The 26,869-nt window shown below is 36.2% G+C and carries 22 protein-coding genes; 21 read left to right on the forward strand and 1 reads right to left on the reverse strand.

The window, feature by feature from the left end:
• The first annotated feature begins 684 nt into the window (after positions 1 to 684).
• The 6 genes from ACFPM4_RS17805 to ACFPM4_RS17830 all read left to right on the forward strand — a co-directional run bounded on the left by ACFPM4_RS17805 (position 685) and on the right by ACFPM4_RS17830 (position 8,396).
• A complete protein-coding gene (locus ACFPM4_RS17805) occupies positions 685 to 2,127 on the forward strand; it encodes a S41 family peptidase (protein ID WP_144923797.1) in 1,443 nt (480 codons plus the stop codon).
• Positions 2,128 to 2,253: 126 nt separating this feature from the next.
• Positions 2,254 to 3,447 carry a PDZ domain-containing protein gene (locus ACFPM4_RS17810; protein WP_382354816.1) on the forward strand — a complete coding sequence of 398 codons (1,194 nt, stop codon included), beginning with the start codon at positions 2,254 to 2,256 and terminating at the stop codon, positions 3,445 to 3,447.
• Positions 3,448 to 3,486: 39 nt separating this feature from the next.
• Positions 3,487 to 4,938, forward strand: a complete 1,452-nt coding sequence (locus ACFPM4_RS17815; protein WP_382354819.1) for an FAD-binding oxidoreductase — start codon at positions 3,487 to 3,489, stop codon at positions 4,936 to 4,938.
• Positions 4,938 to 5,483, forward strand: a complete 546-nt coding sequence (locus tag ACFPM4_RS17820; protein ID WP_382354822.1) for an MFS transporter — start codon at positions 4,938 to 4,940, stop codon at positions 5,481 to 5,483. The genes ACFPM4_RS17815 and ACFPM4_RS17820 overlap by 1 nt, the downstream gene beginning before the upstream one ends.
• Positions 5,484 to 5,599: 116 nt before the next feature.
• Positions 5,600 to 6,172, forward strand: a complete 573-nt coding sequence (locus ACFPM4_RS17825; protein ID WP_382354825.1) for a TetR/AcrR family transcriptional regulator — start codon at positions 5,600 to 5,602, stop codon at positions 6,170 to 6,172.
• Positions 6,173 to 6,284: 112 nt separating this feature from the next.
• Positions 6,285 to 8,396: an MMPL family transporter gene (locus ACFPM4_RS17830; RefSeq protein WP_382354828.1), complete on the forward strand. Its 2,112-nt coding sequence runs from the start codon at positions 6,285 to 6,287 to the stop codon at positions 8,394 to 8,396.
• Positions 8,397 to 8,671: 275 nt separating this feature from the next.
• Here ACFPM4_RS17830 and ACFPM4_RS17835 read toward each other — a convergent pair whose 3' ends face one another.
• Positions 8,672 to 8,914: an indolepyruvate ferredoxin oxidoreductase subunit alpha gene (locus ACFPM4_RS17835; RefSeq protein WP_144923809.1), complete on the reverse strand. Its 243-nt coding sequence runs from the start codon at positions 8,912 to 8,914 to the stop codon at positions 8,672 to 8,674.
• Between the two features lie 254 nt (positions 8,915 to 9,168).
• Between ACFPM4_RS17835 and ACFPM4_RS17840 the strand changes: the two genes are divergently transcribed.
• The 15 genes from ACFPM4_RS17840 to ACFPM4_RS17910 all read left to right on the forward strand — a co-directional run bounded on the left by ACFPM4_RS17840 (position 9,169) and on the right by ACFPM4_RS17910 (position 26,637).
• Positions 9,169 to 9,495 carry an ArsR/SmtB family transcription factor gene (locus tag ACFPM4_RS17840; protein ID WP_144923812.1) on the forward strand — a complete coding sequence of 109 codons (327 nt, stop codon included), beginning with the start codon at positions 9,169 to 9,171 and terminating at the stop codon, positions 9,493 to 9,495.
• Between the two features lie 42 nt (positions 9,496 to 9,537).
• Positions 9,538 to 11,619: a heavy metal translocating P-type ATPase gene (locus ACFPM4_RS17845; protein WP_382354833.1), complete on the forward strand. Its 2,082-nt coding sequence runs from the start codon at positions 9,538 to 9,540 to the stop codon at positions 11,617 to 11,619.
• 68 nt (positions 11,620 to 11,687) lie between these two features.
• Positions 11,688 to 12,395: a response regulator gene (locus tag ACFPM4_RS17850; protein ID WP_144923818.1), complete on the forward strand. Its 708-nt coding sequence runs from the start codon at positions 11,688 to 11,690 to the stop codon at positions 12,393 to 12,395.
• Complete coding sequence (gene pnpS, locus ACFPM4_RS17855) at positions 12,388 to 14,160, forward strand: two-component system histidine kinase PnpS (RefSeq protein ID WP_382354837.1); 1,773 nt, start codon at positions 12,388 to 12,390, stop codon at positions 14,158 to 14,160. The genes ACFPM4_RS17850 and pnpS overlap by 8 nt, the downstream gene beginning before the upstream one ends.
• 289 nt (positions 14,161 to 14,449) lie before the next feature.
• Complete coding sequence (locus ACFPM4_RS17860; RefSeq protein ID WP_144923824.1) at positions 14,450 to 15,433, forward strand: PstS family phosphate ABC transporter substrate-binding protein; 984 nt, start codon at positions 14,450 to 14,452, stop codon at positions 15,431 to 15,433.
• Positions 15,434 to 15,657: 224 nt separating this feature from the next.
• Positions 15,658 to 16,605, forward strand: a complete 948-nt coding sequence (gene pstC / locus ACFPM4_RS17865; protein WP_144923827.1) for a phosphate ABC transporter permease subunit PstC — start codon at positions 15,658 to 15,660, stop codon at positions 16,603 to 16,605.
• Complete coding sequence (gene pstA, locus ACFPM4_RS17870) at positions 16,605 to 17,483, forward strand: phosphate ABC transporter permease PstA (protein ID WP_144923831.1); 879 nt, start codon at positions 16,605 to 16,607, stop codon at positions 17,481 to 17,483. Before pstC ends, pstA begins: the two co-directional genes overlap by 1 nt.
• Positions 17,484 to 17,498: 15 nt before the next feature.
• Positions 17,499 to 18,296 (forward strand): phosphate ABC transporter ATP-binding protein PstB, encoded by a 798-nt coding sequence (gene pstB, locus ACFPM4_RS17875; RefSeq protein WP_144923834.1) that lies wholly within the window; start codon positions 17,499 to 17,501, stop codon positions 18,294 to 18,296.
• Positions 18,297 to 18,328: 32 nt separating this feature from the next.
• The gene (phoU, locus tag ACFPM4_RS17880; protein ID WP_144923837.1) at positions 18,329 to 18,988 is read left to right on the forward strand and encodes a phosphate signaling complex protein PhoU; all 660 of its coding nucleotides are present in this window, start codon (positions 18,329 to 18,331) and stop codon (positions 18,986 to 18,988) included.
• Positions 18,989 to 19,510: 522 nt separating this feature from the next.
• On the forward strand, positions 19,511 to 19,741 hold the full coding sequence (locus tag ACFPM4_RS17885) for a DUF2198 family protein (protein WP_144923842.1): 231 nt from the start codon (positions 19,511 to 19,513) through the stop codon (positions 19,739 to 19,741).
• Positions 19,742 to 19,757: 16 nt separating this feature from the next.
• On the forward strand, positions 19,758 to 20,000 hold the full coding sequence (locus ACFPM4_RS17890) for a DUF2164 domain-containing protein (RefSeq protein WP_382354844.1): 243 nt from the start codon (positions 19,758 to 19,760) through the stop codon (positions 19,998 to 20,000).
• Positions 20,001 to 20,132: 132 nt separating this feature from the next.
• A complete protein-coding gene (gene uvrB / locus ACFPM4_RS17895; protein WP_144923848.1) occupies positions 20,133 to 22,112 on the forward strand; it encodes an excinuclease ABC subunit UvrB in 1,980 nt (659 codons plus the stop codon).
• A 6-nt stretch (positions 22,113 to 22,118) separates the two neighbouring features.
• Positions 22,119 to 25,007 (forward strand): excinuclease ABC subunit UvrA, encoded by a 2,889-nt coding sequence (gene uvrA, locus ACFPM4_RS17900; RefSeq protein ID WP_382354848.1) that lies wholly within the window; start codon positions 22,119 to 22,121, stop codon positions 25,005 to 25,007.
• Between the two features lie 115 nt (positions 25,008 to 25,122).
• Positions 25,123 to 26,280 (forward strand): DUF4097 family beta strand repeat-containing protein, encoded by a 1,158-nt coding sequence (locus ACFPM4_RS17905; RefSeq protein ID WP_382354851.1) that lies wholly within the window; start codon positions 25,123 to 25,125, stop codon positions 26,278 to 26,280.
• Positions 26,281 to 26,637 carry a phage holin family protein gene (locus ACFPM4_RS17910; protein WP_382354854.1) on the forward strand — a complete coding sequence of 119 codons (357 nt, stop codon included), beginning with the start codon at positions 26,281 to 26,283 and terminating at the stop codon, positions 26,635 to 26,637.
• The last annotated feature ends 232 nt before the right edge of the window (positions 26,638 to 26,869 follow it).

Here is a 26,869-nt window from a genome sequence, read left to right on the forward strand (position 1 = left end):
ATAGGACCATCTTATAGAATTAAGAATCATTTAAAGCCTGATGACGAGTAAATTTGTACATTCTTAAACAATCAAAAGTGTACATAGTATTCTTGACATTTATACCCATCATCGAATAACCCTTCCCCAGCGTTGAAAAGGAAGCGGTGAGGATCGAAAAGGGTCCGTCCAGCGTTCAAAAGACATGTCTGAGCAGACAAAAGGATGCACCCAGCAATGAAAAGTAAACCCATCATCGAATAACCCTTCCCCAGCATCGAAAAGGAAACGGCGGCATCGAAAAGGGACCCTCCAGCGTTCAAAAGACATGTCTAAGCAGACATAAGAAGGGACCCAGCATCGAAAAGCAAACCCATCATCGAATAAACCTTCCCCAGCGTTGAAAAGAAAGCGTCAAGCGTCGAAAAGGGACCATCCAGCGTTCAAAAGACATGTCTGAGCAGACAAAAGGAGGATACCAGCATCCAAAAGAACAATCGAGAGCTACATCCACCATCCTATAGCACACCCCCCACCCTTCAAAAGCACATACTTCGTACAAGCAAATATCAATACTCAAAATGCAATGCTAAGTAGGATGATGCTTCCCTATTTCTATTCATAACTTGTCTACTTCCAGCATATGATGTGGAGAAAAAGCTTGTACAGATTTCATAATTGGAATTGTCACTAGGGGGATTAGACATGAATAGAAAATGGGTCATTATTATCGCCATTTGTTCTTTTTTATTAGGAGCTGGCGGTGTTTATGGTGGATTAACGTGGGTTGCTCCTTTATGGGCAGATGATGCAGATCAACTGGAGGTACAAGTTGGCGATGAGGATGGATTAAAAGGAAATTTGCAAAAGATTTCTCATGCATACGATATAATTCGTAATGCATATGTGGAAAAAGTAGAAGATGAAAAGTTAATTCAAGGTGCAATACAAGGCATGGTTGGTACATTGCAAGATCCATATTCTGTTTACATGGACGCAGCTACAACAGAACAATTTAATGATAGTATGGATACTTCCTTTGATGGGATTGGTGCTCAAATTTCCTTGAAGGATGGAAAACTCATTATTATTGCACCGATAAAAAACTCCCCTGCTGAAAAAGCTGGAATTAAAGCAAAGGATCAAATTACAAAAATAGACGGTAAAAGTGTGGATGGTCTAGATGCACATCAAGCATCATTATTAATTAGAGGGAAAAAAGGAACAACTGTACAACTAGAAATAGTGAGGGGCGATTTAGCAAATCCATTAATATTTGAAATTACTAGAGATGAGATCCCACTTTTAACAGTTTACTCAGAAATGAAAAATAATGGAGACAAAAATATTGGTTATATAGAAATTACCCAATTTGCCAAAGGAACAGCAAAAGAATTTTCAACTGAATTAAAAAAGCTAGAAAAACAAGGTATCGAAGGATTAATTATCGATGTACGTGGTAATCCGGGTGGGATGCTCTCAAGTGTAGAAGCTATTATGAGAGAACTCGTAACTGGAGAAAAACCATATGTTCAAATAGAAGAACGTTCAGGAAAAAGAGTTACGTATGCTTCTGACTTAAAGGAAAATAAAGATTATCCGATATCTGTCCTAATTGATGAAGGGAGTGCATCTGCTTCCGAAATCTTAGCTGGTGCTCTGAATGAGATTGAGGGATATGAGCTGATAGGGGAGAAAACATTCGGAAAAGGGACAGTACAACAAGCTCTTCCACTGGATGAACACAGTCAAATAAAGCTAACAATGGCAAAATGGCTTACTCCAAATGGAAATTGGATTCATGGGAAAGGAATAGAGCCGACAATAGAAGTCCAGCAACCAGCATCTTTTCATGTTCATTCATTACAAATCGAGGAAACATTAGTGAAAGACATGAACAATGAGAAAGTGAAGATAGCTCAAAATGTGTTAAAAGCTTTATCGTTTGCTCCAGGAAGAACCGATGGTTACTTCGATGAACAAACGGAACAAGCAGTACGAGCTTTTCAATCGATTCATAAGCTTCCGATTACAGGACAAATTGATGTAAAAACCGCCTTAAAAATGGAAGAAGCAATAGAAAGCAAGATTCAAAATGAGAAAAATGATCTTCAATTACAAGTAGCATTGAAATCCTTTGCAAAGTAAAAAAATAAGGTCGAGTATTCGTTGGGATTCCACGATGCTTGACCTTATATTTTTTTCCACTTTTGTCAGAACATCTGATAGAATAGGAGATAAGTTTACTTTATTTTAAAAAGGGTGTGGGCAATCGTGGAAGTATGGTTTCTGGAAATTATAAAAGCAATTGGAAGACTATTTTTGCATCCACTTTTATATTTTTCTATTTTATTAGTAATTGTTGCTGGTATGCTTCGTGTAAAAAGAGAACGAAAAGATTTTCATGTCCGTGTTCAAGATACATTACACGAACTAAAACACTTATTTCCATTAGGTATCATAACAGGTATCATTCTATCTATCGTTGCCGTAGGTGTTGGATTCACCATGCCTTTGCCTTTTATTATCATGATTGGGGCTATTACCATTTTATTTAGTCTAATCGGAAATGCACGCCTACTCTCCCCAGCACTTACGATTGGTGTTACATTATTAATTGCTAGTGCTTCCAAGCTATTTGAGTTTAACGTGCCTTTAATAGATGATGTACCATCTTTACATGAACATTATTTTATTGGATTAGCGCTTTTCCTTGCGATATTAACGCTTACTGAAGGATTCTTTATGTTGAAAAACGGACAAGTTGATATTTCGCCTAAACTGCGAAAGAGTAGACGCGGATTGACAGTAGGTGCTCATCAAGCGAAGCGCTTCTGGTTTTTACCAATCTTTTTCTTTATACCAACAGGACCAATTAGTCCATCTCTTGACTGGTGGCCGGTTATCGAGTGGGGAACGCAAAGTTATTCCCTTATACTAGTTCCGTTTTTACTCGGATTCCAACATCAAATTCAAAGTACACTTCCTCAGCGTGCAATCCATCGATTGAGCAAGCATGTTTTGGTACTAGGTGTTGTGTTAACGGTTGTTGCTGCTTCCGGATTCTTCTTCCCTACAATCATTCCTCTAGTTGTTGCGGTTATTGCAATTATGGGACGACTGTGGATTGCGTATCAGCATCGTGTAGAAGAGAATGCGACACTATATTATTTTACGCCACAAAATAAAGGAATTATGGTATTAGATGTAATACCAGGATCTCCTGCACATAAAATGGGATTGAAAATTGGGGAAATAATTGAATCCTGTAATGGAAGAAAGGTTAACAATAAACAAGATCTTTATATGGCATTACTTGTTAACCGTGCTTATTGTAAACTAGAAGTTTTTGATGTAAATGGAGAGATTCGCTTCTTACAAAGAGCTCTTTATGAGAGTGACCATCATGAATTAGGTATTCTTTTCATCGAAGAAAGAGCCAAACGTGAAAAGGTGGATGCTGGTTAAAACCAACTACATTTGTAGTCCAATTTGTGGAGGTGCAATTTGGGTAAACTTAGTCCAATTAACCATCGACTAAAATCAGTTTTCCTAGTATTGTTTATTGTTTGTTATGGTGTGATTTTCCTTTATGCTTGGCAACAGAAAAACGAAGCAGGTGTGCTGATGAATGATGTTGGCCAACTCGTTCCTATAAAAGTGAAAAAAGTTGTTCAAGGGAAAGAAATGGAACAAATTAGAGAACTTTTACAAGAAGCAAAGGAGAAAAATTTAAAGGTTTCAATTGCAGGCAAACAACATAGTCAAGGTGGCCACACATACTATAAAGATGCAATTGTGATTGATATGACAACATATAACAAAGTAATTCAGGTCCTTCCAGAAGAAAAGCTTGCTACCGTGCAAAGTGGTGCCACATGGTCGGATCTACAAGAGGCAATAAATCCTTTTCATTTATCCATAAAGACAATGCAAGCACCAAACATTTTCACAATCGGTGGTTCTATGAGTGTGAATGTTCACGGGAGAGATATTCGCTACGGCCCGCTAATTGACAGTATTCGGTCTTTTCGCTTGATGAATGCAGATGGGGATATTTTAAATGTGAGTAGAACTGAAAATGAAGAGTTATTCCGGTTAGTCAATGGTGGATACGGTTTATTCGGTATTATACTCGATGTCGATATTGAGCTTACGGAAGATGTTGTGTATAAAGAAACTTTTACATGGTTGGACTACCATGATTATCCACAGTATTTTAAAGAACAAGTATTAGCTAATCCTGATATTGAAATGCATAATACGAGAATATCTGTGACGCCAAAACAGTTCTTTACAGAAATGTATGTGAAAAACTATATTAGGTCAGAAGAAGATATAGAAGATCATGATGAACTATTAGATGAAAAATATATCGGTCGAAACAAATTTGCTTTTGGTTTATCACGACATTTTGATTGGGGAAAGAACCTTGTTTGGTATGTTCAAAAGAAGGCATTTCAAGGAGATAAGGTGAATTTTGTTTCTAGAAACAATCAAATGCGTCCAGGCATTAAATTTTTAGAGTATGAAGGCTATAGTGATACCGATTTATTACAAGAATATTTTGTCCCTGTGGAAGACTTTCCAGACTTCATTGATAGATTACGAGAATTGTTAACTGAGAATGAACTAAATATTTTAAATGCAACTGTTCGTTATGTTCCCAAAAATGAGGAGTCATACCTTTCCTATGCGAAAGAAGATATGTTTGCCATCGTATTTTTAATCAATCAAGGGCTTACCAATAAGGATATAGAGAAAACCGGAGAAGTAGTAAGATTAATAATCGACCTCGTTCTGGAATACAACGGGGCGTATTACTTACCATATTATCCCTACCCAACGAAGGAGCAAATGAGGGAAGCGTATCCACGAACAGATGAATTTTTCCAATTAAAAAGAAAATATGATCCAGAGGAACGTTTTATGAATCAGTTCTATGAGGAGTATGCCTAATGAGATGGATTGTCATATCCCAGAGTATTGCCATACTTGGAAGTAGTCTTGTATTTCCTTTTTATTTAATCTTTATAAAAGAAATTGGAGGTGGTTTCCTCCAATATGGAATTTCATATGGCCTGTTTACAATGAGCTCTGCTATTGTACATCTTTTTATTGGGAAAATTTCAGATAAAATTGGACGGAAATCTTTTTTATTAGTAAATAGTTGGGGAATGGCAATGCTACTATTAATCTTTCCAATTATTACGATGGTTTGGCAAGTGTATGTCATACAGATTTTCCTCGGAATAGTTGGTGCGATGCAGAAGACGAGTGAAAAAGCGATGTTGGCTGATTTTACGGAAGGGAATAACCGTGGTGCTGTAATAGGTCGCTATCATTTTTGGACTTCCATCTTTGCTGGGGCTGCTGTTATGTTGGGTGGATTTATTATTGATTTATTCACTCTCGATATCATCTTTTTCATTAGCTCGCTCATTTTATTTGTAAGTGGATTTTTTATTTTGAAAATAGACGAAAGCAAGAAAATGCCTGTCTAAACATGAAATGTCATGTTGTTCAGGCCTTTTTTATTTGATAGATGTTTTGTGTACTGCTTCATGGTAGAATGCTAAAATAGAGTATTTCGATTATAGAACAGGTAAGGTGAGTAACAGTGGCAAGAGTCCGAAAGTTTACAACGGAAGAATTATTTCAAGCAACAAAGCAAGGGCTGTTGCAATTTGGGTATGACAGCTTTACATTCAGTTTGTTAGCAGAACAATTAGAAGTTTCTAGAGGAACTTTATATAAGTATTACGAAAATAAGGAAGAGCTTATTACCGATTACATGCTGTTTGAAATGAATCTTTTTTTGCAAGAATTAAGAGAGATCCATCATCATGACAGTTTTGATGAGCAGTTTGATTTTTTATTTGACTTGATATTTAAGAATGAAGAAATCCATCAGTTAATTGCGATGGGAAATCAAATAAATACAAACATAAGCAATAAAGCGAATGAAAACAAAAAAGAACTGGATAGATTACATCTCGAAATGTATCAGATTTTAAGTGGTTTTATTCAGAATGGAAAAAAAGAGGGGCAACTGAAATCGGAATTACAAGACAGTTTATTGTTAGGAATTATTTTTCAAACAGTTGCCATCCCTAATCATAGTAGGATTCCAAAGGATCAATGGGTACGCTCCATTAAAGATATTATCCGCCATGGAATGTTCATTAATTAATAATTGACACTCGTGTCACTATGGCGGATAATTTAAAAATGGAATGATAAATTGTATTCAAAGTGACATCAGTGTCACTTTATAAGAAAACAAATTAAGGAGATTTTCAAATATGAAGGGATTACTTCAAGCACTGACAGACCGTATTGCAACCAAAAAAGGAATGTGGATTACATTAGCAATATGGTTTGCTATGACAATGATCTTAGCACTATTTGCACCAAGTGTGAAAGATTATCAAGTTACGAGTGTAGATACATTGCCAGACGATGTTCAATCGGTTATTGCTCAAAAGAAAGTGGATACTTATTTTAGTAATAATGATGGTCTACCGGCGATATTAGTTTTTCAGCATAAAGATGGATCAGAAATTCAACTAAGTGATTTAACAGCAATCACGGATAAGATTTCATCGGAAAAAATTGATGGGGTGGAACAAGTTATCCCGCTATCTCAGTTACCTCCACAAGCAGTCGAAGGCTTCTATTCTGAAGATAAAGCAACTGCAATTTTGCCTTTAACGTATAAAGGTGATTTGGATACAGGTAAAATTAAAGATTCGAATGAACAAATAATCTCTATTGTTAAAGATGTTACCGATTTAGAATTATATATTACTGGTCCTGCAGGTATCGCAACGGATACAGTAGATTTATTTTCGAAAGCTGATTTGGTCTTAATTTTTTCAACTATCGGTTTAATTTTGATCTTATTAGTAGTTATTTATCGTTCACCATTATTAGCGTTGATTCCGCTATTAGCTGCAGTATTTGTATATGAGGTCGTTATGCAAACCCTTGGATTAATGGGAAGTGCAGGTCTTGTAATGACAAGTCAAACAATATCAATTATGTCGATCTTATTATTTGCAGCCGTTATCGATTATTCATTATTTGTGTTTTCACGATTCCGAGAAGAGTTAAAGGAACATGAAGATAAATTTACTGCAATGAAGTTAGCTATGAGAGGAACAGGAATGCCAGTATTCTTCTCTGGGGGTACTGTTCTTGCAGCAATGCTAGTATTATTCTTTGCTCAGTTTGGAGACTATCGTAATTTTGCTGCACCATTTGCAACAACCATGGCAATTATTATGCTAGCATCTGTTACACTGGTTCCAGCTTTATTTACATTATTTGGTCGTAAATCATTCTGGCCAAAAGTTCCTAAAGTTGGCGATGAAAAGGTTAAAAGTAATTCGATTTGGAGTAAGATTGGTCGCTTTGTTGTTAAGAAACCAGGACTATCAGTTGCGGCAATTAGTTTATTTTTACTAGCATCAGCTAGTAACTTAATGAATCTAGAATATGAATTTGACACGATGAAGTCTTTCCCTGATGACATGCCTTCCCGTGTAGGTTATGAAATATTAGAAGATGAATTTGAAAAAGGTGATTTAGCTCCTACGACTGTTTTGTTTGAAGCAAAAGATGCAGTTACGGAACAAGATATTGCTGAATTACAAAGTAAATTAGCAGATCAACCATTAGTGAGCAATGTGCGTATTAATGGAATTTCAGAGGATTCAAAAGCAGTTAACTTTAATGTGACACTTCAGGAAAGTCCATATGCACTTGAGTCAATTGATGCAATGGAAGAAATGATTGATAATCGGGATAAAATTGTAAGTGACGTTGAGGCAGAAGGAACACTGTATTTTGCAGGAGAAACCGCTAATCTAGTGGATGAACGTACTGTTAATAATCGTGATATATTGGTAATCGTTATTCTCGAGACTATTTTGATATTTGGATTATTAATAGTGCTGACGAAATCATTTAAAATGCCAATTTACATGATGGGTACAATCCTTGTTTCATTTTTGGCAGCTTTAGGATTAGGAACGTTTCTATCTAATTTATTCTTCGATATAGGAACAATCAGTGATCGGGTTCCGTTATACGCTTTTGTATTCTTAGTAGCTCTCGGAATTGATTATAATATTATGCTTATTTCAAGATTCCAAGAAGAACGTAAACATCATCCTGTGAAGAAGGCAATAGAGATAGCCATAGCAAATACAGGAGGGGTAATTTCTTCTGCTGGTATAATATTGGCCGCGACTTTTGCAGTTTTAATGACACAACCAGTTCAATTACTTTTCGTGTTTGGATTTATCGTTGCAGTCGGTATATTGTTAGACACCTTCTTAATAAGAGGAATTTTATTACCAGGGTTAATTGTGTTATTGGAGAAAGATAAAAAGGTAAGTGAGAGTAAATAAAGTTAACATTAAATGAAAAAAGGGATGTCCAAGAGTCATGTTTGACTTAAGGACATCCTTTTTTCCATAAATGCTGATTTCCGCTTCAGGAGCTCGCTTTCCGCGGGCGGTTCGGTGAGCCTCCTCGACGCTTAACGCGTCTGTGGGGTCTCACGCTGACCCTTTATCCCGCAGGAGTCTCGCTCCTTCCGCTACAATCAACATTAGTAATAAATAACATTTTTTTCATTCTATAACTTATAAATGAGAGATAGTGGTCATCCCATTTATAATTCTTAGCCGTTATTCGCAAAGAATTCTCTTGCTTTTTCTAAGTATTTCTCATCTTCTGGAAGCATATCTTCTTCATGGAAGATTGCGTCTACTGGGCAAACTGCTACACAAGCTCCGCAGTCAATACATATATCTGGATCAATATAATATTGATCATCGCCTTCTAAGATACAATCTACTGGACAAACTTCCACACACTCTCCAAACTTTTCACCTTGACAAGGTGCAGTTATTACGTGAGACATTTCCAAAAACCACCTTTATTACGAAGTATATGTTAAAGAGATAATCTAATTACTATGTACTTTAATATAACAAAATATGTTTGTTCATTCAATCATACGTTATAATCTTTAGGAGATTGGTCACAATTTCTAATTTTTTTGTAAATTTGGGCTAATTTTTCGATGGAATGTATTGACACTTTACCTTACGACGCATACACTGAAGTTAATACATGAATATATATTCATATATAAATATAGGCGGTGTGGAATGTATGGAAAAAAACGAAAAGATGAATCCTAACCATATAGAAGAACTTGACGAAGAAACATTATTTATCGTAGCACAAACATTTAAAGCGTTATCTGAACCAACAAGAATCCGTATATTACATTTGCTTTCAGAAAGAGAATGTTCTGTAAATGAAATTGCAGAAAGGTTGTCATTGCTACAATCTACCGTTTCACATCAACTCCGTTTTTTGAAAAACTTGCGATTAGTCAAATATCGTAGAGAAGGTACAACACTATATTATTCACATGATGATACACATGTTATGACGATGTTAGAGCAAACAATTGACCATGCTAGACACCATTAATGTATTAGATAAGTTGAGCTTATAGGGTTCGGAGGGAGAAGGATGGCAGAATATAAACTCCAAGGTTTGTCTTGTGCAAATTGTGCAAGAGAAATGGAGGAGGAAATTCAAAAGCTAGATCACGGGCAAGATGCGAAAGTTTTATACAATTCTAGTAAATTGATTATATCGGATAAAATCGCTTTGGAAAAAGTGGAAAAGATATTATCAAGTGATGGTGCGTCCATTGTAAAAGAAAAAGATGATCATGAAGGACATGACCATTCGCATGAGCACAGTCATGGCAAACGACTGCTCCTTTTTATAGGATTTTCGGTTCTTTTATATGTAGCAGCAATGCTAACAGAAAAAAGTGTTGAAGGAATTGCCATTGCATTATATATAGCAGGTGCAGCTCTTAGTGGATATACAACTTTTATAAAAGGGCTTAAGAATTTATTTAAATTCAAATTTAATATAGATACGTTAATGACGATTGCATTAATTGGTGCTTTTGGAATCGGCGAATGGAAAGAGGGTACACTTGTTGCAATTTTATTCGGAATTAACGAATATTTAGAAGGGCTTGGTATGGAAAAAGCCCGTAAATCAATGGAAACTCTATTAAAGGTGGCACCGAAGGAAGCGACTGTAATTGTAAATGGGGAAGAAAAAGTTATTCCAATCGCTAATTTACAAGTTAATGATATTGTTCTCGTGAAGTCTGGAGAGAAGATTCCTTCAGATGGTACAGTTATTGATGGTAAAAGTTCCGTAAATGAAGCGGCGATTACGGGTGAATCCATGCCAGTTGATAAGAGTATCGGTGAGCATGTGTATGGTGGAAGTATTAACAATGAAGGTGTATTAAAAGTTAGCATAACGAAAGCGTATGAAGATTCATCATTAGCTAAAATCTTACATTTGGTAGAGGAAGCGCAAGAAACAAAAACCCCGACAGAACAATTTATTAATCGATTTGCAAAATATTACACACCACTTATTATGGTGATTGCTATCATTGTTATGATAGTGCCACCCCTATTTGGCGGTGACTGGGGCAGTTGGTTCTACCAAGGTCTTGCTGTATTAATTGTAGGTTGTCCGTGTGCGTTAATCATTTCTTCGCCAATCGCGATTATTTCAGGTATAGCGCGTAATGCACGCAATGGAATTTTAGTTAAAGGCGGAGTCTTTCTTGAACAACTTGGCAAAACTGATACGATTGCCTTTGATAAAACTGGTACTTTAACAAAGGGAGAACCACATGTAAGTAAAGTGTTAATGTATGAAAAGAACTTCTTGCAAATTGCTGGTTCCATCGAAAAATCATCTTCACACCCATTAGCAAAAGCGGTTATGAGGAAGGTGGAAGATGAATCGATTCCACTTTATGAACCATCAGCAATTGAAACAATAACTGGTGTAGGCATTAAAGCTACCATCAATGAAGAAGATTTTTGGCTTGGAAATGAATCAAGCATACCTTTCCAAGCATTTTCAGATAATGTGAAAGCGGATCTCAATAGCTTGAAAAATGAAGGGTATACAGTAGTTGCTGTATCGAATAAAAGCAAAGTGTTAGGCCTATTAGGTATAGAAGATGAAATAAGAACGGAAAGTAAAGAGATTGTGAAACAGTTGTACAAAGCCGGAATTAAACATACTGTGATGTTAACTGGCGATCATGAAAAGACTGCAGAAAAAGTAGCTAAATCAACTGGCTTAACAAATTACTTTGCTAATTTACTACCTGAGATGAAAGTAGAAAAGGTGAAAGAACTAACTCGTTCGAGTAAAGTTGCAATGGTTGGGGATGGCATTAATGATGCTCCTGCATTGGCTACAGCAGATCTTGGGATAGCGATGGGGAAAGGTACAGATAGTGCAATTGAAACGGCAGATATCGTCTTAATGCAAGATCATTTAGGAAAACTTCCATCTGCAATAAAAATATCAAAACGAGTAAATGCGATTATCAAATTGAATATCTCTTTGGCGCTTGGCCTTAAGATAATCGCCCTTTTATTAACGATTCCGGGGCTGCTTACATTATGGATTGCCATTCTATCTGACATGGGTGCAACCATTCTTGTAACATTAATTAGTTTGACAGTTTTACTGGAAAAACGTACATTAAAATAAATGATCCTAATAAAAATGGGTCAGACCTCTTTCCGGGGTCTGGCCTTTTAAAATAAGGGGGAATTCTTATGGAGACTATTTTAGTTGTAGATGACGAACCTTCCATCGTTACACTTTTACGCTTCAACCTAGAAAAAGCAGGGTATACCGTTATTACAGCAGAGGATGGGACGACCGGTTTGGATATGGCGATTAAGAAGAAGCCGGACCTAATTGTGTTGGATTTAATGTTACCTGGTATGGATGGCATGGACGTCTGCAAAACACTTAGACAAGAAAGAATTAGAATTCCGATACTTATGCTAACTGCAAAAGATGATGAATTTGATAAAGTGTTAGGTCTGGAATTAGGTGCAGATGACTATTTAACAAAGCCATTTAGCCCAAGAGAAGTTGTCGCACGTGTCAAAGCAATTTTAAGACGAACAACAAGAATCGATGAACCAGAAATTGAAAAAGATAAAGCGGATACCATACAGATTGGTGAGCTTACGATTTTACCAGAAAAATATGAAGCTAGAATGGCTGGTACTAAGTTAGATTTGACTCCGAAGGAATTTGAACTACTTCTTTATTTAGCGAATCATCAAGGAAAGGTATTAAATCGAAATCAACTGCTAGATTCAGTGTGGAATTATGATTTTGCTGGTGATTCAAGAATTGTAGACGTTCATATTAGTCATCTCCGTGAAAAAATAGAAGCTGATACGAAGCAACCACTTTATATTAAAACAATTCGTGGATTTGGATATAAATTGGAGAAACCTGATGCATAAGCTTTGGCTACGAATTACCTTCTCCTTTTTAATATTAATGTCGTTATTGCTATTTATCTCTGGTTTTTTCCTAGCTGATATGATGAAAGATACATATTATAAAGTGAAGGAAAACCAGTTGACTCAAGTTGCCGAGTTAGCGATTAATGCGATAGATATCGATCAGCAACAGATGAGCAATCTACAGAACGAAGTAGAGCTCTTAACACAAGATGTTAATGTCCGTATATCGATTATAAATAAAGATGGAGTAGTACTGGCAGATTCTGAAGAAGACCCAGTTGAAATGACGAATCATCGAGATAGACCAGAAGTAAAACAAATATTAGATGATGGACAAGTTAGTGGCCTTTCGACTCGTTATAGTGAAACACTCGGCTATAGTATGATGTATGTTACGATTCCTATAATGAATGAAGATGAATTAGTTGGGGTCATGAGGACATCCTTAACATTAGATACGATAAAACCTGCAGTTAGGAAAATGTGGGGAAGTGTTGCACTTATTCTCTTTGCTGCATTGCTTTTGACAGGGCTCATAGGTATGCGTCTTGCAAAAGATATTACAGAACCAATTGAGGATATGATACAAGTATCGGAGCAGCTGAAGGACAATGATTATTCAGCACGAGTAAAAACAGCTGCAAAAGGTGAGCTAAGGCAATTAGCTAATGCTATTAATGTACTAGCCTCTAGTTTACAAAACCAAATGATTGAAATTAAAGAAAATGAGCAGCGTCTTAGTGGAGTATTAGCTAATATGATGAGTGGCGTAATCCTTGTTAATGTGGAAGGGAGAATTGTACTCGCCAATAAAGCAATTGGTTCTATGCTTGGTAGAAACTCGGAATCATTAATAGGACAAATGCATGTAGAAGCTGGGCGAAACGCTTCTCTAAGTAATCTGATTGAACAATCACTAAAAACAAAAAAAGAAATAAGAGATGAAATTCATTTCTATTATCCAAAAGAAAGAATTTTGGATGTGCATCTAGCACCTTTTGTTGGGGAAAATGGAGATATGAGAGGGATTATCGTCGTTCTCCATGATGTGACCGATGTCAGACGACTGGAGAAAATGAGAAGTGACTTTGTTGCTAATGTGTCACATGAATTAAAAACACCAATCACTTCTGTAAAAGGCTTTGCAGAAACTTTATTAGATGGAGCAATGGAAGATACAGAACTTTGTCGTAGTTTTATTGAAATTATATACAAAGAAAGTGATCGATTGCATCGTCTGATTAAGGATATTTTATATTTATCTGGTATTGAGCATCATCGTGTTCCTTTAATTTCAGACCAGGTAAACATGGTAAATGCAATTAATGCTGCAGTAGATATGGTGAAGAATGCTGCTGCTAAAAAGAATATCCAGTTACATCTCCCGCCACAAGAGAATATCGTGATTGAAGGGGAGAAAGATCGTATTCATCAGATTATATTAAACCTCTTATCAAACGCTATTGCCTATACACCAGAGGGAGGAAAAGTAACAGTAACCTTATCTGCTACTGAATCCAAAATAAAATTTGGGATTGCAGATACAGGTATTGGAATTGCTCAGGCCGAGATTTCACGTATATTTGAACGTTTTTATCGTGTAGATAAAGCTCGCTCTCGTAATTCAGGAGGTACTGGATTAGGCCTTGCCATAGTAAAACACCTTGTCGATTCCCATAATGGGACGATTGAAGTCGATAGTATGGAAGGTGAAGGTACTACATTCACTGTTACATTGCCGATAAAGCAAGAATATATATAAACACACAATAAAGATATGAAAGTCGCTATTTGACTTTCATATCTTTTTTTTATTTATCATGTAGGATACTAATACTTGCTCCAACTAGTGCAAAAGCTCTAATTACTGCCAAAGTGTTTCCTTTTCTAACTGAAAAATCACCATACAAAAAATAGCATTCTATTAATCTTCATTTTATTTATACATAACCTTTACAATTCCTTAACGTTTCATTTATTAGATGTTTATAAACCTCTAGTAATATAGTCATTGTAAGAAATAAAAAAACCTAAACAGGGGGAAATCTTAAATGAAGTTGAAATCAGCACTTGCTACACTAACACTCTCATCTGCATTATTACTTGCAGCATGTGGAAATGGTGATGATACTACAAACGGAAACGGAAGCGGTAATTCATCCGATTCAGGTAACAAAACAGAACAATTATCAGGAACAGTAGGCATTGACGGATCTTCAACAGTTTTCCCGATTATGGAAGCTGTATCTGAAGAATATGGTAAACAAGCACCTAAAGTTAAAGCTCCTGTAGGCGTATCAGGAACTGGTGGAGGTTTTAATAAATTTATCGAAGGTGAAACAGATATTAGTAACGCATCTCGTCCCATTAAAGATGAAGAAAAAGAAAAATTAGAAGATGCTGGAATTGAATATACAGAATTTGAAATTGCATATGACGGTTTATCAGTAGTTATTAATAAAGATAATGACTTTGTAGATCACTTAACAATTGATGAATTGAAAAAAATGTGGTTAGAAGATGGTGGAGTGAAAACTTGGGCAGATGTTCGTGAAGGTTGGCCAGAAGAAGAAATCTCATTCTATAGCCCTGGAACAGACTCTGGAACATATGATTACTGGAACGAAGTAATTTTGGAAGATGAACAAATGAGAAGAGACGCACAACTTTCTGAAGATGACAACGTTCTTGTTCAAGGTGTAATGGGAGATAAAGGTGGAATTGCATTCTTCGGATATTCTTACTACCTAGAGAACAAAGATAATTTGAATATTGTTCCTATCGTTAATAGCAATGGTGAAGCAGTTACTCCAAACAATGAAACAATTATGAATGGAGTTTACGAACCACTTTCTCGTCCGCTATACATCTATGTTCGTAATGATTCTTTAGCTGACAAACCACAGGTTTATGATTATGTGAAATTTGCTTTAGAAAACGCAGGCACATTGGCAGAAGAAGTTGGTTATATTAGTTTACAACAAGCAGAATATGATGAAGCCCTTAAAGCGTTAGACGAAGCAGCGAAAAAATAATAAATAAAGGTGTCAGGCCCCTCTATTCAATATCATAAATGAAAAATTGAATGAAGAGGGGTCAAAAACCTTTTTACCGTGTTAAAAATATCTTTCGTTATTTTGAGATAGCCAATGTCAAGATATCTTGTCAGGTCTAACTCCATCTGTATTGCGCATTTGTTTTATCTAGTTTTAGGCGCCTTGCGCTTTTCTATATATGATTCTATGTGAGGAGTTTTCCTATGGATTTGAAGCAAGAAAAACTATCCGTTGCAAAAGTGATAGCTGAAAACAAAGTGAAAAATAAATATAAGCAAGGACTAGTGGAAAAATCAGTTCCGATTTTCCTCTTTATAATGGCAATAATTTCTATCCTAACAACAATTGGTATTGTTGTTACATTACTCTTGGAAACATTCACGTTCTTTAAACGTGTTGATCTTATACATTTCATTACAAGTAAAGAATGGTTCCCGTTCTTTGAGGCAGATCCACAGTATGGAATTGTAGCTCTCATCTCAGGGACATTACTCGTTGCAGTAATTGCAATGATTGTCGCTATTCCGATTGGTTTAGCAACTGCGATTTATTTAAGTGAGTATGCAAGTGAGCGAGTAAGAAGAATTGTAAAACCAATAATGGAAGTACTCGCGGGTATTCCAACAATTGTTTATGGATTCTTTGCTTTAACATTTGTCACACCATTATTACAAAAAGTAATTCCAGACCTGAACTTCTTTAATGCGTTGAGTCCCGGGATAGTGGTAGGGATTATGATTATTCCATCGATTGCTTCTTTATCTGAAGATGCTATGTCAGCTGTTCCACGTTCAATGCGAGAAGGTGCATTAGCACTAGGGTCTACTAAATTAGAAGTGTCATTAAAGGTTGTCTTACCAGCAGCATTATCAGGAATCATTGCATCATTTGTTTTAGCAATATCAAGGGCAATTGGAGAAACGATGATTGTAACGATTGCGGGTGGTTCAAGACCAGCATTAACGTTTGATCCGACAGAAACAATCCAGACGATGACTTCGTATATTGTCCAAGTAAGCTTAGGAGACGCAGGATTTGGCTCCACAATTTACTACAGCATTTACGCAGTAGGAATGACATTGTTCCTCTTTACATTGATCATGAACCTTATTGCACAATGGATCTCCAAGCGTTTTAGGGAGGAATATTAATGGGTTTAATTAATAAAGAAAAAGTAAAAAAAAGAATAGGCATGCGCTTATTTAAGAGCACGCTTTCCAGAGGATTATTTTTCCTAGCAACATCTTTTGGTTTAATAGTTCTTGCAATTTTAATTTATCGAGTAATAAACCAAGGTGCTGGGCATCTTTCACTTGATTTTTTCACTAATTTTGCCTCAAGAAAACCTGAAGAGGCTGGAATTAAAGCAGCAATATACGGAACTATTTGGTTAATGGCAATAACGGGACCGGTATCTCTTATTCTAGGTGTTGGTTGTGCTATTTATTTAGAGTTATATGCTAGAAAAAATAGATTTACACGCTTTATCCAAATGAATATATCTAATCTAGCAGGTGTTCCATCTATCGTTTTCGGATTACTAGGTTTAACTGTATTTGTTAGATTACTAAGTTTAGATCGTAGTGTACTTGCTGGGGGATTAACAATGAGTTTATTAATACTTCCAGTGATTGTAGTTGCAGCACAAGAAGCAATCCGTGCTGTACCAAAAGAGTTACAAGAGGCTTCATATGGAATGGGTGCTACAAAGTGGCAAACAATTCGACGAGTTATTTTACCTGCAGCAATTCCAGGAATATTAACAGGTGCAATTTTGGCATTATCCCGTGCAGTAGGTGAAACAGCGCCATTAATTATGATTGGTGCAATGACATATATTGCATTCGTTCCGGAAAATATTTGGTCAGCATTCACAGCTATGCCGATTCAAATTTATAACTGGACTAGCAGACCACAAGTTGCATTCCATGATGTGGCAGCAGCGGGAATTATCGTGCTGTTAGTAATGTTAATCCTGATGAATTCCATTGCAATCATTATCCGAAATAAATTTTCTAAACGTTATTAATAAGGAGGAACTCTTTTGGCAATAGTAGTAGAGGAAAAAAATAATAAAAAATCACAACAAAATACTGTATTCGCAGCTCGTAATTTTAATCTGTGGTACGGTGCAGATCAAGCATTAAAAAATATTAATTTTGATATGCTTGAAAATAATATAACAGCGATTATTGGACCATCTGGTTGTGGTAAGTCTACTTTTATAAAATCACTTAATCGAATGGTAGAGCTTGTTCCGATTGTAAAAATGTCTGGGGAACTGCTATATCGTGGAAAAAATATTCTTGATTCGAAATATGGTGTGGAAGAATTGAGAACGAAAGTGGGAATGGTATTCCAAAAACCGAATCCTTTCCCAAAATCTATTTATGAGAATGTTGCATATGGTCCGCGTATTCATGGCATTCGTGATAAAAAGCTTCTAGATGAAATAGTAGAAACAAGTTTAAAAGGAGCAGCAATCTGGGAAGAAGTTAAGGATCGTCTTAATGAAAATGCCTATGGACTCTCTGGTGGACAGCAACAACGACTTTGTATTGCGAGATGTTTAGCAATTGAACCTGATGTTATACTTATGGATGAACCGACATCAGCACTTGATCCAATCTCTACATTAAAAGTAGAAGAGCTTGTTCAGGAATTAAAGGAAAATTATAGTATTGTTATCGTTACACATAATATGCAACAAGCAGCTCGCATCTCAGATAAAACAGCATTTTTCTTAAGTGGGGAGCTTATAGAATATGATGAAACTTCCGTGATGTTCTCCAACCCAACAGATAAGCGTACAGAGGATTATATTACTGGTCGGTTTGGTTAAGATAGTTTTTAATAGTGGAGGAGGAAGTTCAGATGATTGTAAGAAGTCAATTTGATGAACAGCTAAGAGAGTTGCACGAACATTTACTTAAGATGGGGTCGTTAGTTGAAGAAGCTGTGCATCATGCTGTTAAATCGCTTGTCATTAAAGATGGGCAACTTGCGAATGACGTAGTAGAGGGCGACAAGTTAATAAATAGCGCAGAAATGGAAATTGAGAAAAAATGCTTTACATTGATTGCACTACAACAACCTGTTGGTAGTGATTTACGAAGAATAACAACTACTTTAAAAGTTTCTACTGATTTAGAAAGAATGGCAGACCATGCGGTAAGTATTGCGGAAACAACGATAAAACTGCAAAACGAAACTTACGCCAAACCATTAATTGATATCCCGAAAATGGGGGAACTTGTGAAAGAGATGGTGCATGAAGCTCTTACTGCTTATATTGATCTAGATCATGTGCAAGCATCTAAAATTGCAAAGCAAGATGATGTAATAGACTCCTACTACAATAAGATTTTTGCAGAATTAATTAATCTGATGGATAAAGATAAATCCTTAATAAACCAAGCAACTCACCTTCTACTAGTAGCGCAGTTTTTAGAAAGAATCGGTGATTATGTAACAAATATTTGTGAATCCATCATTTATTTGAAATCCGGAAAAATTGTCGAATTAAATAATTAAGTTACAGCTATAATTTCCGGACAAAAGAGGTACAGTGAATGAAAGCCAAACTATTCTTGAGTTATTTCAGGATAGTTTGGTTTTTTTCTATTAGCTCTGTTAAACTCTTTTGTTGATTTTCGCTCCTGTACACTCGCTTTCCGCGGGCACGGCCTCAGCTAACTTGGCAAAGAAAACCGCTTTGCCAAGTGGATCTTCGGCTCGTGCTGTTCCCGCAGGAGTCTCGTGTACATCCGCTACAATCAACTAAGTTGTTAACAACAATGAACTTTAACAGAGCTTTCTATTAAAAAAGATATTATCATAACTTCACCTTGACCTAATTACAAGGGAGACTCACTTCAATATGATGATTTAATAGTCATTGAATGTAAGTAACGAATGGTAGCACCTTAATTACTTTATTTTTTTGACTTCTAGCTTATTAAAATAGACGTGTCCCCAATACTTTTGATTGTATTACTTGCATTTTTCGTGATTATCGGAAAAACTGAATTTATCTACTAAATTGAGGTGGCGTATATGATAGATAAATTAATTTCCGCAATTTTTCTGCCAGCAATAATAATGGTCTTCTTTACAAGAGTAACATATAACAGAGTAGTAGCTTTTATTCTAACAGTGGCATTGATTATCGTGTCTGCTCATCGAGGGTATATTGATACATGGTGGTTAATTGTGATAGAAGCAGGTTCACTTACAATCGGACTTTACATAGCGAATGAAATGAAAAAGAAAAAACAAAAGAAATAAATTGGGAGAGATGAAAATGTTTACGACAAATGTACCACAGGAAAAAAGAAGAGAAATGATACAAGAAATACAAAACTACTTTTTAGAAGAAAGAGACGAAGTAATAGGAGAAATCGCTGCTGAAGCTTTTTGGGAGTTTATCAGAGATCGTTTTGGACCAGTTTTTTATAATTTGGCAATTAAAGATGCTCGCGACATAGTAGAACAAAGAATGCAGACGTTAGAGGAAGATTTATATGCATTAGAGAAACAACAATAAAAACAAAAAGCGAAAATATGTTCGTTTTTTGTGGTATTAGCATTCCATATTATGTTAATATATAGGCAGTGACTACAGATTTTGTCCAAATAAAAAAATGAACGGTATGAACTTCATAAGGAGGCGGCTATTATGAATAATAGATTTGAACTTGTTTCTAAATATAAGCCGGCTGGCGATCAACCGAAGGCTATTGAAAGTCTAGTCGCCGGCATTCGTTCTGGTAAGAAATATCAAACATTACTCGGTGCAACTGGTACAGGGAAAACGTTCACTGTATCGAATGTAATAAATGAAGTAAACAAGCCAACACTTGTTATAGCACATAATAAAACACTAGCAGGACAATTATATAGTGAGTTTAAAGAATTTTTTCCAAACAACGCAGTTGAATACTTTGTTAGTTATTATGATTATTATCAACCAGAAGCATATGTCCCACAAACGGATACTTTTATTGAGAAGGATGCAAGTATAAATGATGAAATTGATAAACTACGTCACTCTGCTACATCTGCACTTTTTGAACGGAAAGATGTAATTATCATTGCCAGTGTATCTTGTATTTACGGCCTCGGTTCGCCAGAAGAATATAAAGAACATGTGCTTTCCATTCGAACAGGTATGGAAATAGAGCGGAATCAGCTGCTCCGTCGCTTAGTGGATATACAATATGCTCGCAATGATATAGACTTCCAACGTGGTACTTTTCGCGTTCGCGGTGATGTAGTGGAAATTTTCCCAGTATCTCGTGATGAACACTGTATGCGGGTTGAATTTTTCGGTGATGAAATAGATCGGATTCGTGAGGTAGATGCGCTCACAGGAGAAATTATTGGTGAACGTGAACATGTTGCAGTTTTCCCAGCATCTCACTTCGTAACTGGTGAAGAGAAAATGAAAGTTGCGATTGAGAATATTGAAAAAGAGTTAGAGGAACGACTTCAAGAATTACGAGATAACGATAAATTATTGGAAGCACAAAGGCTAGAACAAAGAACACGCTATGATTTAGAAATGATGCGGGAGATGGGCTTTTGTTCAGGAATTGAAAACTATTCTAGACATTTAACGTTGCGCCCTCCCGGTGCGACTCCATATACATTAATAGATTATTTTCCGGATGATTTTCAAATTATTATTGATGAATCACATGTTACTTTACCACAAATACGCGGTATGTTTAACGGTGACCAAGCAAGGAAACAAGTACTAGTAGACCATGGATTCCGTTTACCATCAGCACTTGATAACCGCCCGCTACGATTTGAAGAGTTTGAAAAGCATATTAATCAGGCTATATTTGTTTCAGCAACTCCGGGCCCATATGAATTAGAACATACACCGGAAATGGTGGAGCAAATTATTAGGCCAACTGGTTTATTAGATCCAACCATTGAAGTGCGCCCAATAGAGGGGCAAATTGATGACTTATTAGGTGAAATTAATGAAAGAATTGCTCGAAACGAACGTGTTCTCATCACTACGTTAACAAAAAGAATGTCTGAGGATTTAACCGATTATTTAAAAGAAGTAGGTATAAAAGTTCAATATCTACATTCTGAAGTGAAAACGTTAGAGAGAATTGAAATTATTAGGGAACTTCGAGTAGGAACATATGATGTTTTAGTAGGAATTAACTTATTAAGGGAAGGTCTCGATATTCCGGAAGTTTCTCTTATCGCAATATTAGATGCAGATAAGGAAGGTTTCTTACGTTCTGAACGTTCATTGATACAGACAATTGGACGTGCTGCAAGGAATTCTAACGGTCATGTTATTATGTACGCGGACAAAATGACAGATTCCATGGAAAAAGCGATTAGTGAGACGAAACGTCGTCGTACCATACAAGAAGAATACAATAAAAAGCATGGCATCACTCCGACTACAATTCAGAAGGATATTCGTGATGTCATTAGAGCAACAGTTGCTGCAGAAGAAAAGGAAGAATACATTGCAAAATCCAAAGTGAAAAAGTATACGAAGAAAGAAAAAGAAAAACTGCTTGAGCAAATGGAAACGGAAATGAAAGAAGCTGCAAAAGCACTTGATTTTGAACGAGCAGCAATGCTTCGAGACGCCATTTTGGAATTGAAAGCGGAAGGATGAACGTAGATGGCACATGATCATATTATTATTCAAGGTGCAAGAGCCCATAACTTAAAAAATGTGGATGTGACGATTCCAAGAGATAAATTAGTTGTGTTAACTGGGCTGTCAGGTTCTGGGAAATCTTCCCTTGCATTTGACACTATTTATGCAGAGGGACAACGACGATATGTGGAATCATTATCAGCATATGCTCGTCAATTTCTAGGACAAATGGATAAACCAGATGTCGATGTTATTGAAGGTTTATCACCAGCGATTTCAATAGACCAAAAAACAACAAGTCGGAATCCTCGTTCTACGGTAGGAACAGTAACTGAAATATACGATTATTTACGTCTGCTCTATGCACGCGTTGGGAGACCTATTTGTCCAAAACATGGGATTGAAATAACATCACAAACAATTGAACAAATGGTAGATAGAATCATGGAATATCCTGAGCGTACAAAACTTCAAGTATTAGCACCAATTGTTTCAGGAAAAAAAGGGCAGCATGTAAAAGTGTTTGAGGATATTAAGAAGCAAGGATATGTTCGTGTGCGTGTAGACGGAGAGGTATTCGATGTTAGTGAAGAGATAACACTAGAGAAAAACAAAAAACACTCGATCGAAGTAATTATTGACCGGATTGTAGTAAAACAAGGTGTGGAATCACGATTAGCTGATTCATTAGAAGCAGCACTGAAACTCGGAGATGGTAAGGTTATTATTGATATTATTGGTGAGGAAGAGTTGCTCTTTAGTGAAAATCATGCTTGTCCTGAATGTGGTTTCTCCATTGATAAATTAGAGCCAAGAATGTTTTCTTTTAATAGTCCTTTTGGTGCTTGTCCTGCTTGTGATGGAATTGGCTCTAAGTTAGAAGTGGATCCTGAATTAGTTATTCCAGATTGGAATCTCTCCCTAAATGAGGATGCAATACTACCGTGGAAACCAATTAGTTCACAATATTATCCGCAATTATTAGAAGCGGTTTGCACACATTACAACATAGACATGGATGTCCCTGTAAAGGATTTACCAAAGGAAGATATGGATAAAATCCTTTATGGCTCTAAAGGCGAGAAAATTAAGTTTCGTTATGAGAGTGATTTCGGCCAAGTTCGTGAAAATGACATTATTTTTGAAGGTGTCCTTCAAAATATAGAACGACGTTATCAAGAAACAAGCTCTGATTATATCCGTGAACAAATGGAAAAGTTTATGGCACAGCAACCTTGTCCAAGTTGTAAAGGGTATCGCTTAAAAGAAGAAGCATTAGCTGTAAAAATAGCTGGGCAACATATTAGTGAGATTACTGAGCTATCTGTAAAGGACGCTAATAACTTTTTCCTTACAGTTGAACTAACAGAGAAAGAAAAGCAAATTGCGAATCTCGTTTTACGTGAAATTAGAGAAAGACTTGGTTTTCTTGTCAATGTGGGACTTGATTATTTAGCATTGAGTCGGGCAGCAGGTACCCTTTCTGGTGGGGAAGCACAACGGATTCGATTAGCAACACAAATAGGATCACGCCTAACAGGAGTATTGTATATTTTGGACGAACCATCTATCGGACTCCATCAGCGTGATAATGACCGCTTAATTAGCACTTTGCAAAGTATGCGTGATGCTGGTAATACACTGATAGTCGTAGAACATGACGAGGATACAATGCTGGCTGCTGACTACTTAATCGACATTGGCCCTGGTGCAGGAATACATGGTGGTGAAATTGTTGCAGTTGGAACACCAGAGGAAGTAGCAAATAATTCTGCATCACTAACTGGACAATATTTGATGGGCAAAAAGTTTATTCCGTTACCGACAGAGAGACGTAAGGCAGACGGAAGATATATTGAAATAAAAGGTGCTAGCGAAAATAATTTAAAAAATGTAAATGTCAAAATACCTCTTGGTATGTTCATAGCCGTGACTGGTGTATCAGGTTCTGGGAAGAGTACGTTAATTAATGAGATATTACAAAAAGCACTCGCCCACCACTTAAATCGTGCCAAAGCAAAACCAGGAAAGCATAAAGAGATTAAAGGGATTGACCATTTAGAAAAAGTGATTGATATCGATCAATCTCCAATTGGGAGAACTCCAAGATCTAATCCAGCTACCTATATCGGAGTATTTGATGATATTCGCGATGTATATTCCAATACAAATGAAGCGAAAGTTCGTGGTTATAAAAAAGGCCGATTCAGTTTTAATGTGAAAGGTGGCCGCTGTGAAGCATGTCGTGGAGATGGGATAATAAAAATTGAAATGCATTTTCTTCCTGATGTGTATGTTCCTTGTGAAGTGTGTCATGGTAAGAGGTATAATAGGGAAACATTGGAAGTAAAGTATAAAGGGAAGAATATCTCAGAAGTATTAGAAATGACAATCGAGGATGGACTAGAATTTTTCGAGAACATTCCAAAAATAAAACGAAAACTTCAAACGATTGTGGATGTAGGTCTTGGTTATATGAAACTTGGCCAACCAGCGACAACGTTGTCTGGTGGGGAAGCACAACGAGTGAAGCTTGCTTCAGAATTACACCGTCGCACGAATGGGCGTTCATTGTATATTCTAGATGAGCCTACTACTGGTCTTCATATTGATGATATTGCTCGTTTATTAACTGTTTTACAACGACTAGTGGAGAATGGCGATACAGTACTTGTGATTGAACATAATTTAGATGTAATTAAAACAGCCGATCATATAATTGACCTTGGCCCAGAAGGTGGGGACAAGGGTGGAACGATATTAGCGACTGGTACTCCTGAAAAAATAGCTGATACAGAGGGTTCTTATACTGGTAAATACTTAAAACCAATACTAGAGCGAGATCGCGACCGCATGAAGAAATGGATTAATGAGCAAGAAAACGTCGAACAACTTGTGACAAAATCATAAAGACGAAACTAATTGGTACATTCAATCGTATAGCTTTTTATAGGTAAGGAACGGAGAGAAGGTCACTAACTAACTGTACTTCATCTCCGTCCTGGAATAAAAAGGAGGAGTCGATATGAGTCAAGAACGGAAACGAATACTCGAAATGGTACAGGAAGGAAAACTTTCTGCCCAGGAGGCTATAATTCTACTCGATGCACTAGATGGTAAATCAGATGTAAAAGCATCAACTCAAGATTCCGCAACAACATCAACACCAGTTGAGGAAACTACACAAGAAGAAGAGTCTACTGGTAAACAAGAAGAAACGAATAAAAATAGTGAAAAGAAGGACAGTGATTCCTTTTACTCACAGCTAGAAAGTGCTGGAGAGCGCATCTTTGACTTTGTGAATAATGCCTTTAAAAAGATAAAAGATATAGATTTGCAATTCAATCAATCTGTAGATGTACCACATACATTCCAACAAGATGGCAGTGAGATTGAGCGCATTGATATTGATGTTGCAAATGGCCCTGTTAGAATTGTAGGGTGGGATCAACAAGATGTGCGAGTAGAATGTGATGCAAAGGTGTATCGTTCAGATGATCGAGAAAGTGCTCGAAACTACTTCCTAGAGAATACTGTATTTTCAGTGGATAATGGTCTCCTTATTTTTGGAACACAATCGAAATGGATGAAAGTAGAAACGGTTGTATATGTACCAAAGAAACAATATAAAAAGCTAAGTATCCGTATTTTTCATGGTGGAATTTCAGCAGAGGGAATGGATGCTGACTATGTTACACTTAAAACAACGAATGGAAAAGTTGACATTACCCGTATCAATGGAGAAAAAATTGATATAGAAACCGTTAACGGCCAAGTAAACGTGAAGCAATCACAAGCGAATAAATTAGAAATAGAAACAGTGAATGGAACGATTGATTTACCTACAGGTGTATATCAAGATATAGATGTGAAAACATTCAATGGTAATATCAATACTATTCTACCTTCATCAGGAACTAGAAAGATTGAAGCTAAAGTTGTTACTGGAAACATCTATTTAGATATTCCGAGAAGCGTATCGATTAATGGTGAAGTTAGTTCGAATCTAGGCAGCTATAAATTAGATTTACATGATATTAACGTCATGCATGAAAAGAGAGAAGTGATTCAAAAACAAGTATCGTTTAGAAGAACAGGCTTAGGGGAAGAAGTTATTTATGTTATAGCAGATACGAAGACAGGTACGGTCCAAGTACGAGATATTGATGTACAAGGTGAGTAAATGAAATGGTTTATTAGGATTCTAGTGAATGCCCTCTTATTTTTAGCCTTTGGTGGCTATTTTGAGGGCTTTGTAATATCGAGTTTTATGGCTGCTATTGTTGCAAGCATTATATTATCCTTACTAAATATGCTAGTTAGACCTATTCTCATTATACTAACATTACCTGTTACTTTAATTTCATTAGGCTTTTTCTTATTTGTTATTAATGCATGTACTTTATTAATGACAGATGCGTTAATGGGTGAAAAGTTAGAAATAGAAGGCTTCGGATTAGCCTTGCTTATCGCTATCATCATGTCAATTGTTAACTTAATCATTCAAAAAACAGTAATAGAACCAAAGCGTGATAAATGATACTCAGACAAAGAATATAGATGAAATAAAAAGCAAAACTATTTCTTGAATTCAATTCAAGATAGTTTGCTTTTTTTGTAGGAAGAATTTGGGCAAAAATAGCTCCCACTTTAAAAGAAAAATATCCTTTTCTAGATAATATTAGAATTTTATGAATGGAATGGTGGAGTTTCTTACTGTTGTAATGCTAAAATAGAACAAGTGAAAAGTCGATCAGTCTAAATCTTACGAA

Origin of the sequence: Lederbergia graminis (genome assembly GCF_042655485.1) — a bacterium.
Taxonomy (GTDB): domain Bacteria; phylum Bacillota; class Bacilli; order Bacillales; family Bacillaceae_C; genus Lederbergia; species Lederbergia graminis.

Excerpts from the sequence above, each read along its gene's own strand:
- pstA (WP_144923831.1), top strand. The coding sequence starts at position 16,605 with ATGGGTTTAATTAATAAAGAAAAAGTAAAAAAAAGAATAGGCATGCGC.
- ACFPM4_RS17820 (WP_382354822.1), top strand. The coding sequence starts at position 4,938 with ATGAGATGGATTGTCATATCCCAGAGTATTGCCATACTTGGAAGTAGT.
- uvrB (WP_144923848.1), top strand. The coding sequence starts at position 20,133 with ATGAATAATAGATTTGAACTTGTTTCTAAATATAAGCCGGCTGGCGAT.
- phoU (WP_144923837.1), top strand. The coding sequence starts at position 18,329 with ATGATTGTAAGAAGTCAATTTGATGAACAGCTAAGAGAGTTGCACGAA.
- ACFPM4_RS17885 (WP_144923842.1), top strand. The coding sequence starts at position 19,511 with ATGATAGATAAATTAATTTCCGCAATTTTTCTGCCAGCAATAATAATG.
- ACFPM4_RS17890 (WP_382354844.1), top strand. The coding sequence starts at position 19,758 with ATGTTTACGACAAATGTACCACAGGAAAAAAGAAGAGAAATGATACAA.
- ACFPM4_RS17840 (WP_144923812.1), top strand. The coding sequence starts at position 9,169 with ATGGAAAAAAACGAAAAGATGAATCCTAACCATATAGAAGAACTTGAC.
- ACFPM4_RS17835 (WP_144923809.1), bottom strand. The coding sequence starts at position 8,914 with ATGTCTCACGTAATAACTGCACCTTGTCAAGGTGAAAAGTTTGGAGAG.
- ACFPM4_RS17850 (WP_144923818.1), top strand. The coding sequence starts at position 11,688 with ATGGAGACTATTTTAGTTGTAGATGACGAACCTTCCATCGTTACACTT.
- ACFPM4_RS17860 (WP_144923824.1), top strand. The coding sequence starts at position 14,450 with ATGAAGTTGAAATCAGCACTTGCTACACTAACACTCTCATCTGCATTA.
- ACFPM4_RS17910 (WP_382354854.1), top strand. The coding sequence starts at position 26,281 with ATGAAATGGTTTATTAGGATTCTAGTGAATGCCCTCTTATTTTTAGCC.
- uvrA (WP_382354848.1), top strand. The coding sequence starts at position 22,119 with ATGGCACATGATCATATTATTATTCAAGGTGCAAGAGCCCATAACTTA.
- pnpS (WP_382354837.1), top strand. The coding sequence starts at position 12,388 with ATGCATAAGCTTTGGCTACGAATTACCTTCTCCTTTTTAATATTAATG.
- ACFPM4_RS17905 (WP_382354851.1), top strand. The coding sequence starts at position 25,123 with ATGAGTCAAGAACGGAAACGAATACTCGAAATGGTACAGGAAGGAAAA.
- ACFPM4_RS17805 (WP_144923797.1), top strand. The coding sequence starts at position 685 with ATGAATAGAAAATGGGTCATTATTATCGCCATTTGTTCTTTTTTATTA.
- ACFPM4_RS17830 (WP_382354828.1), top strand. The coding sequence starts at position 6,285 with ATGAAGGGATTACTTCAAGCACTGACAGACCGTATTGCAACCAAAAAA.
- ACFPM4_RS17845 (WP_382354833.1), top strand. The coding sequence starts at position 9,538 with ATGGCAGAATATAAACTCCAAGGTTTGTCTTGTGCAAATTGTGCAAGA.
- pstC (WP_144923827.1), top strand. The coding sequence starts at position 15,658 with ATGGATTTGAAGCAAGAAAAACTATCCGTTGCAAAAGTGATAGCTGAA.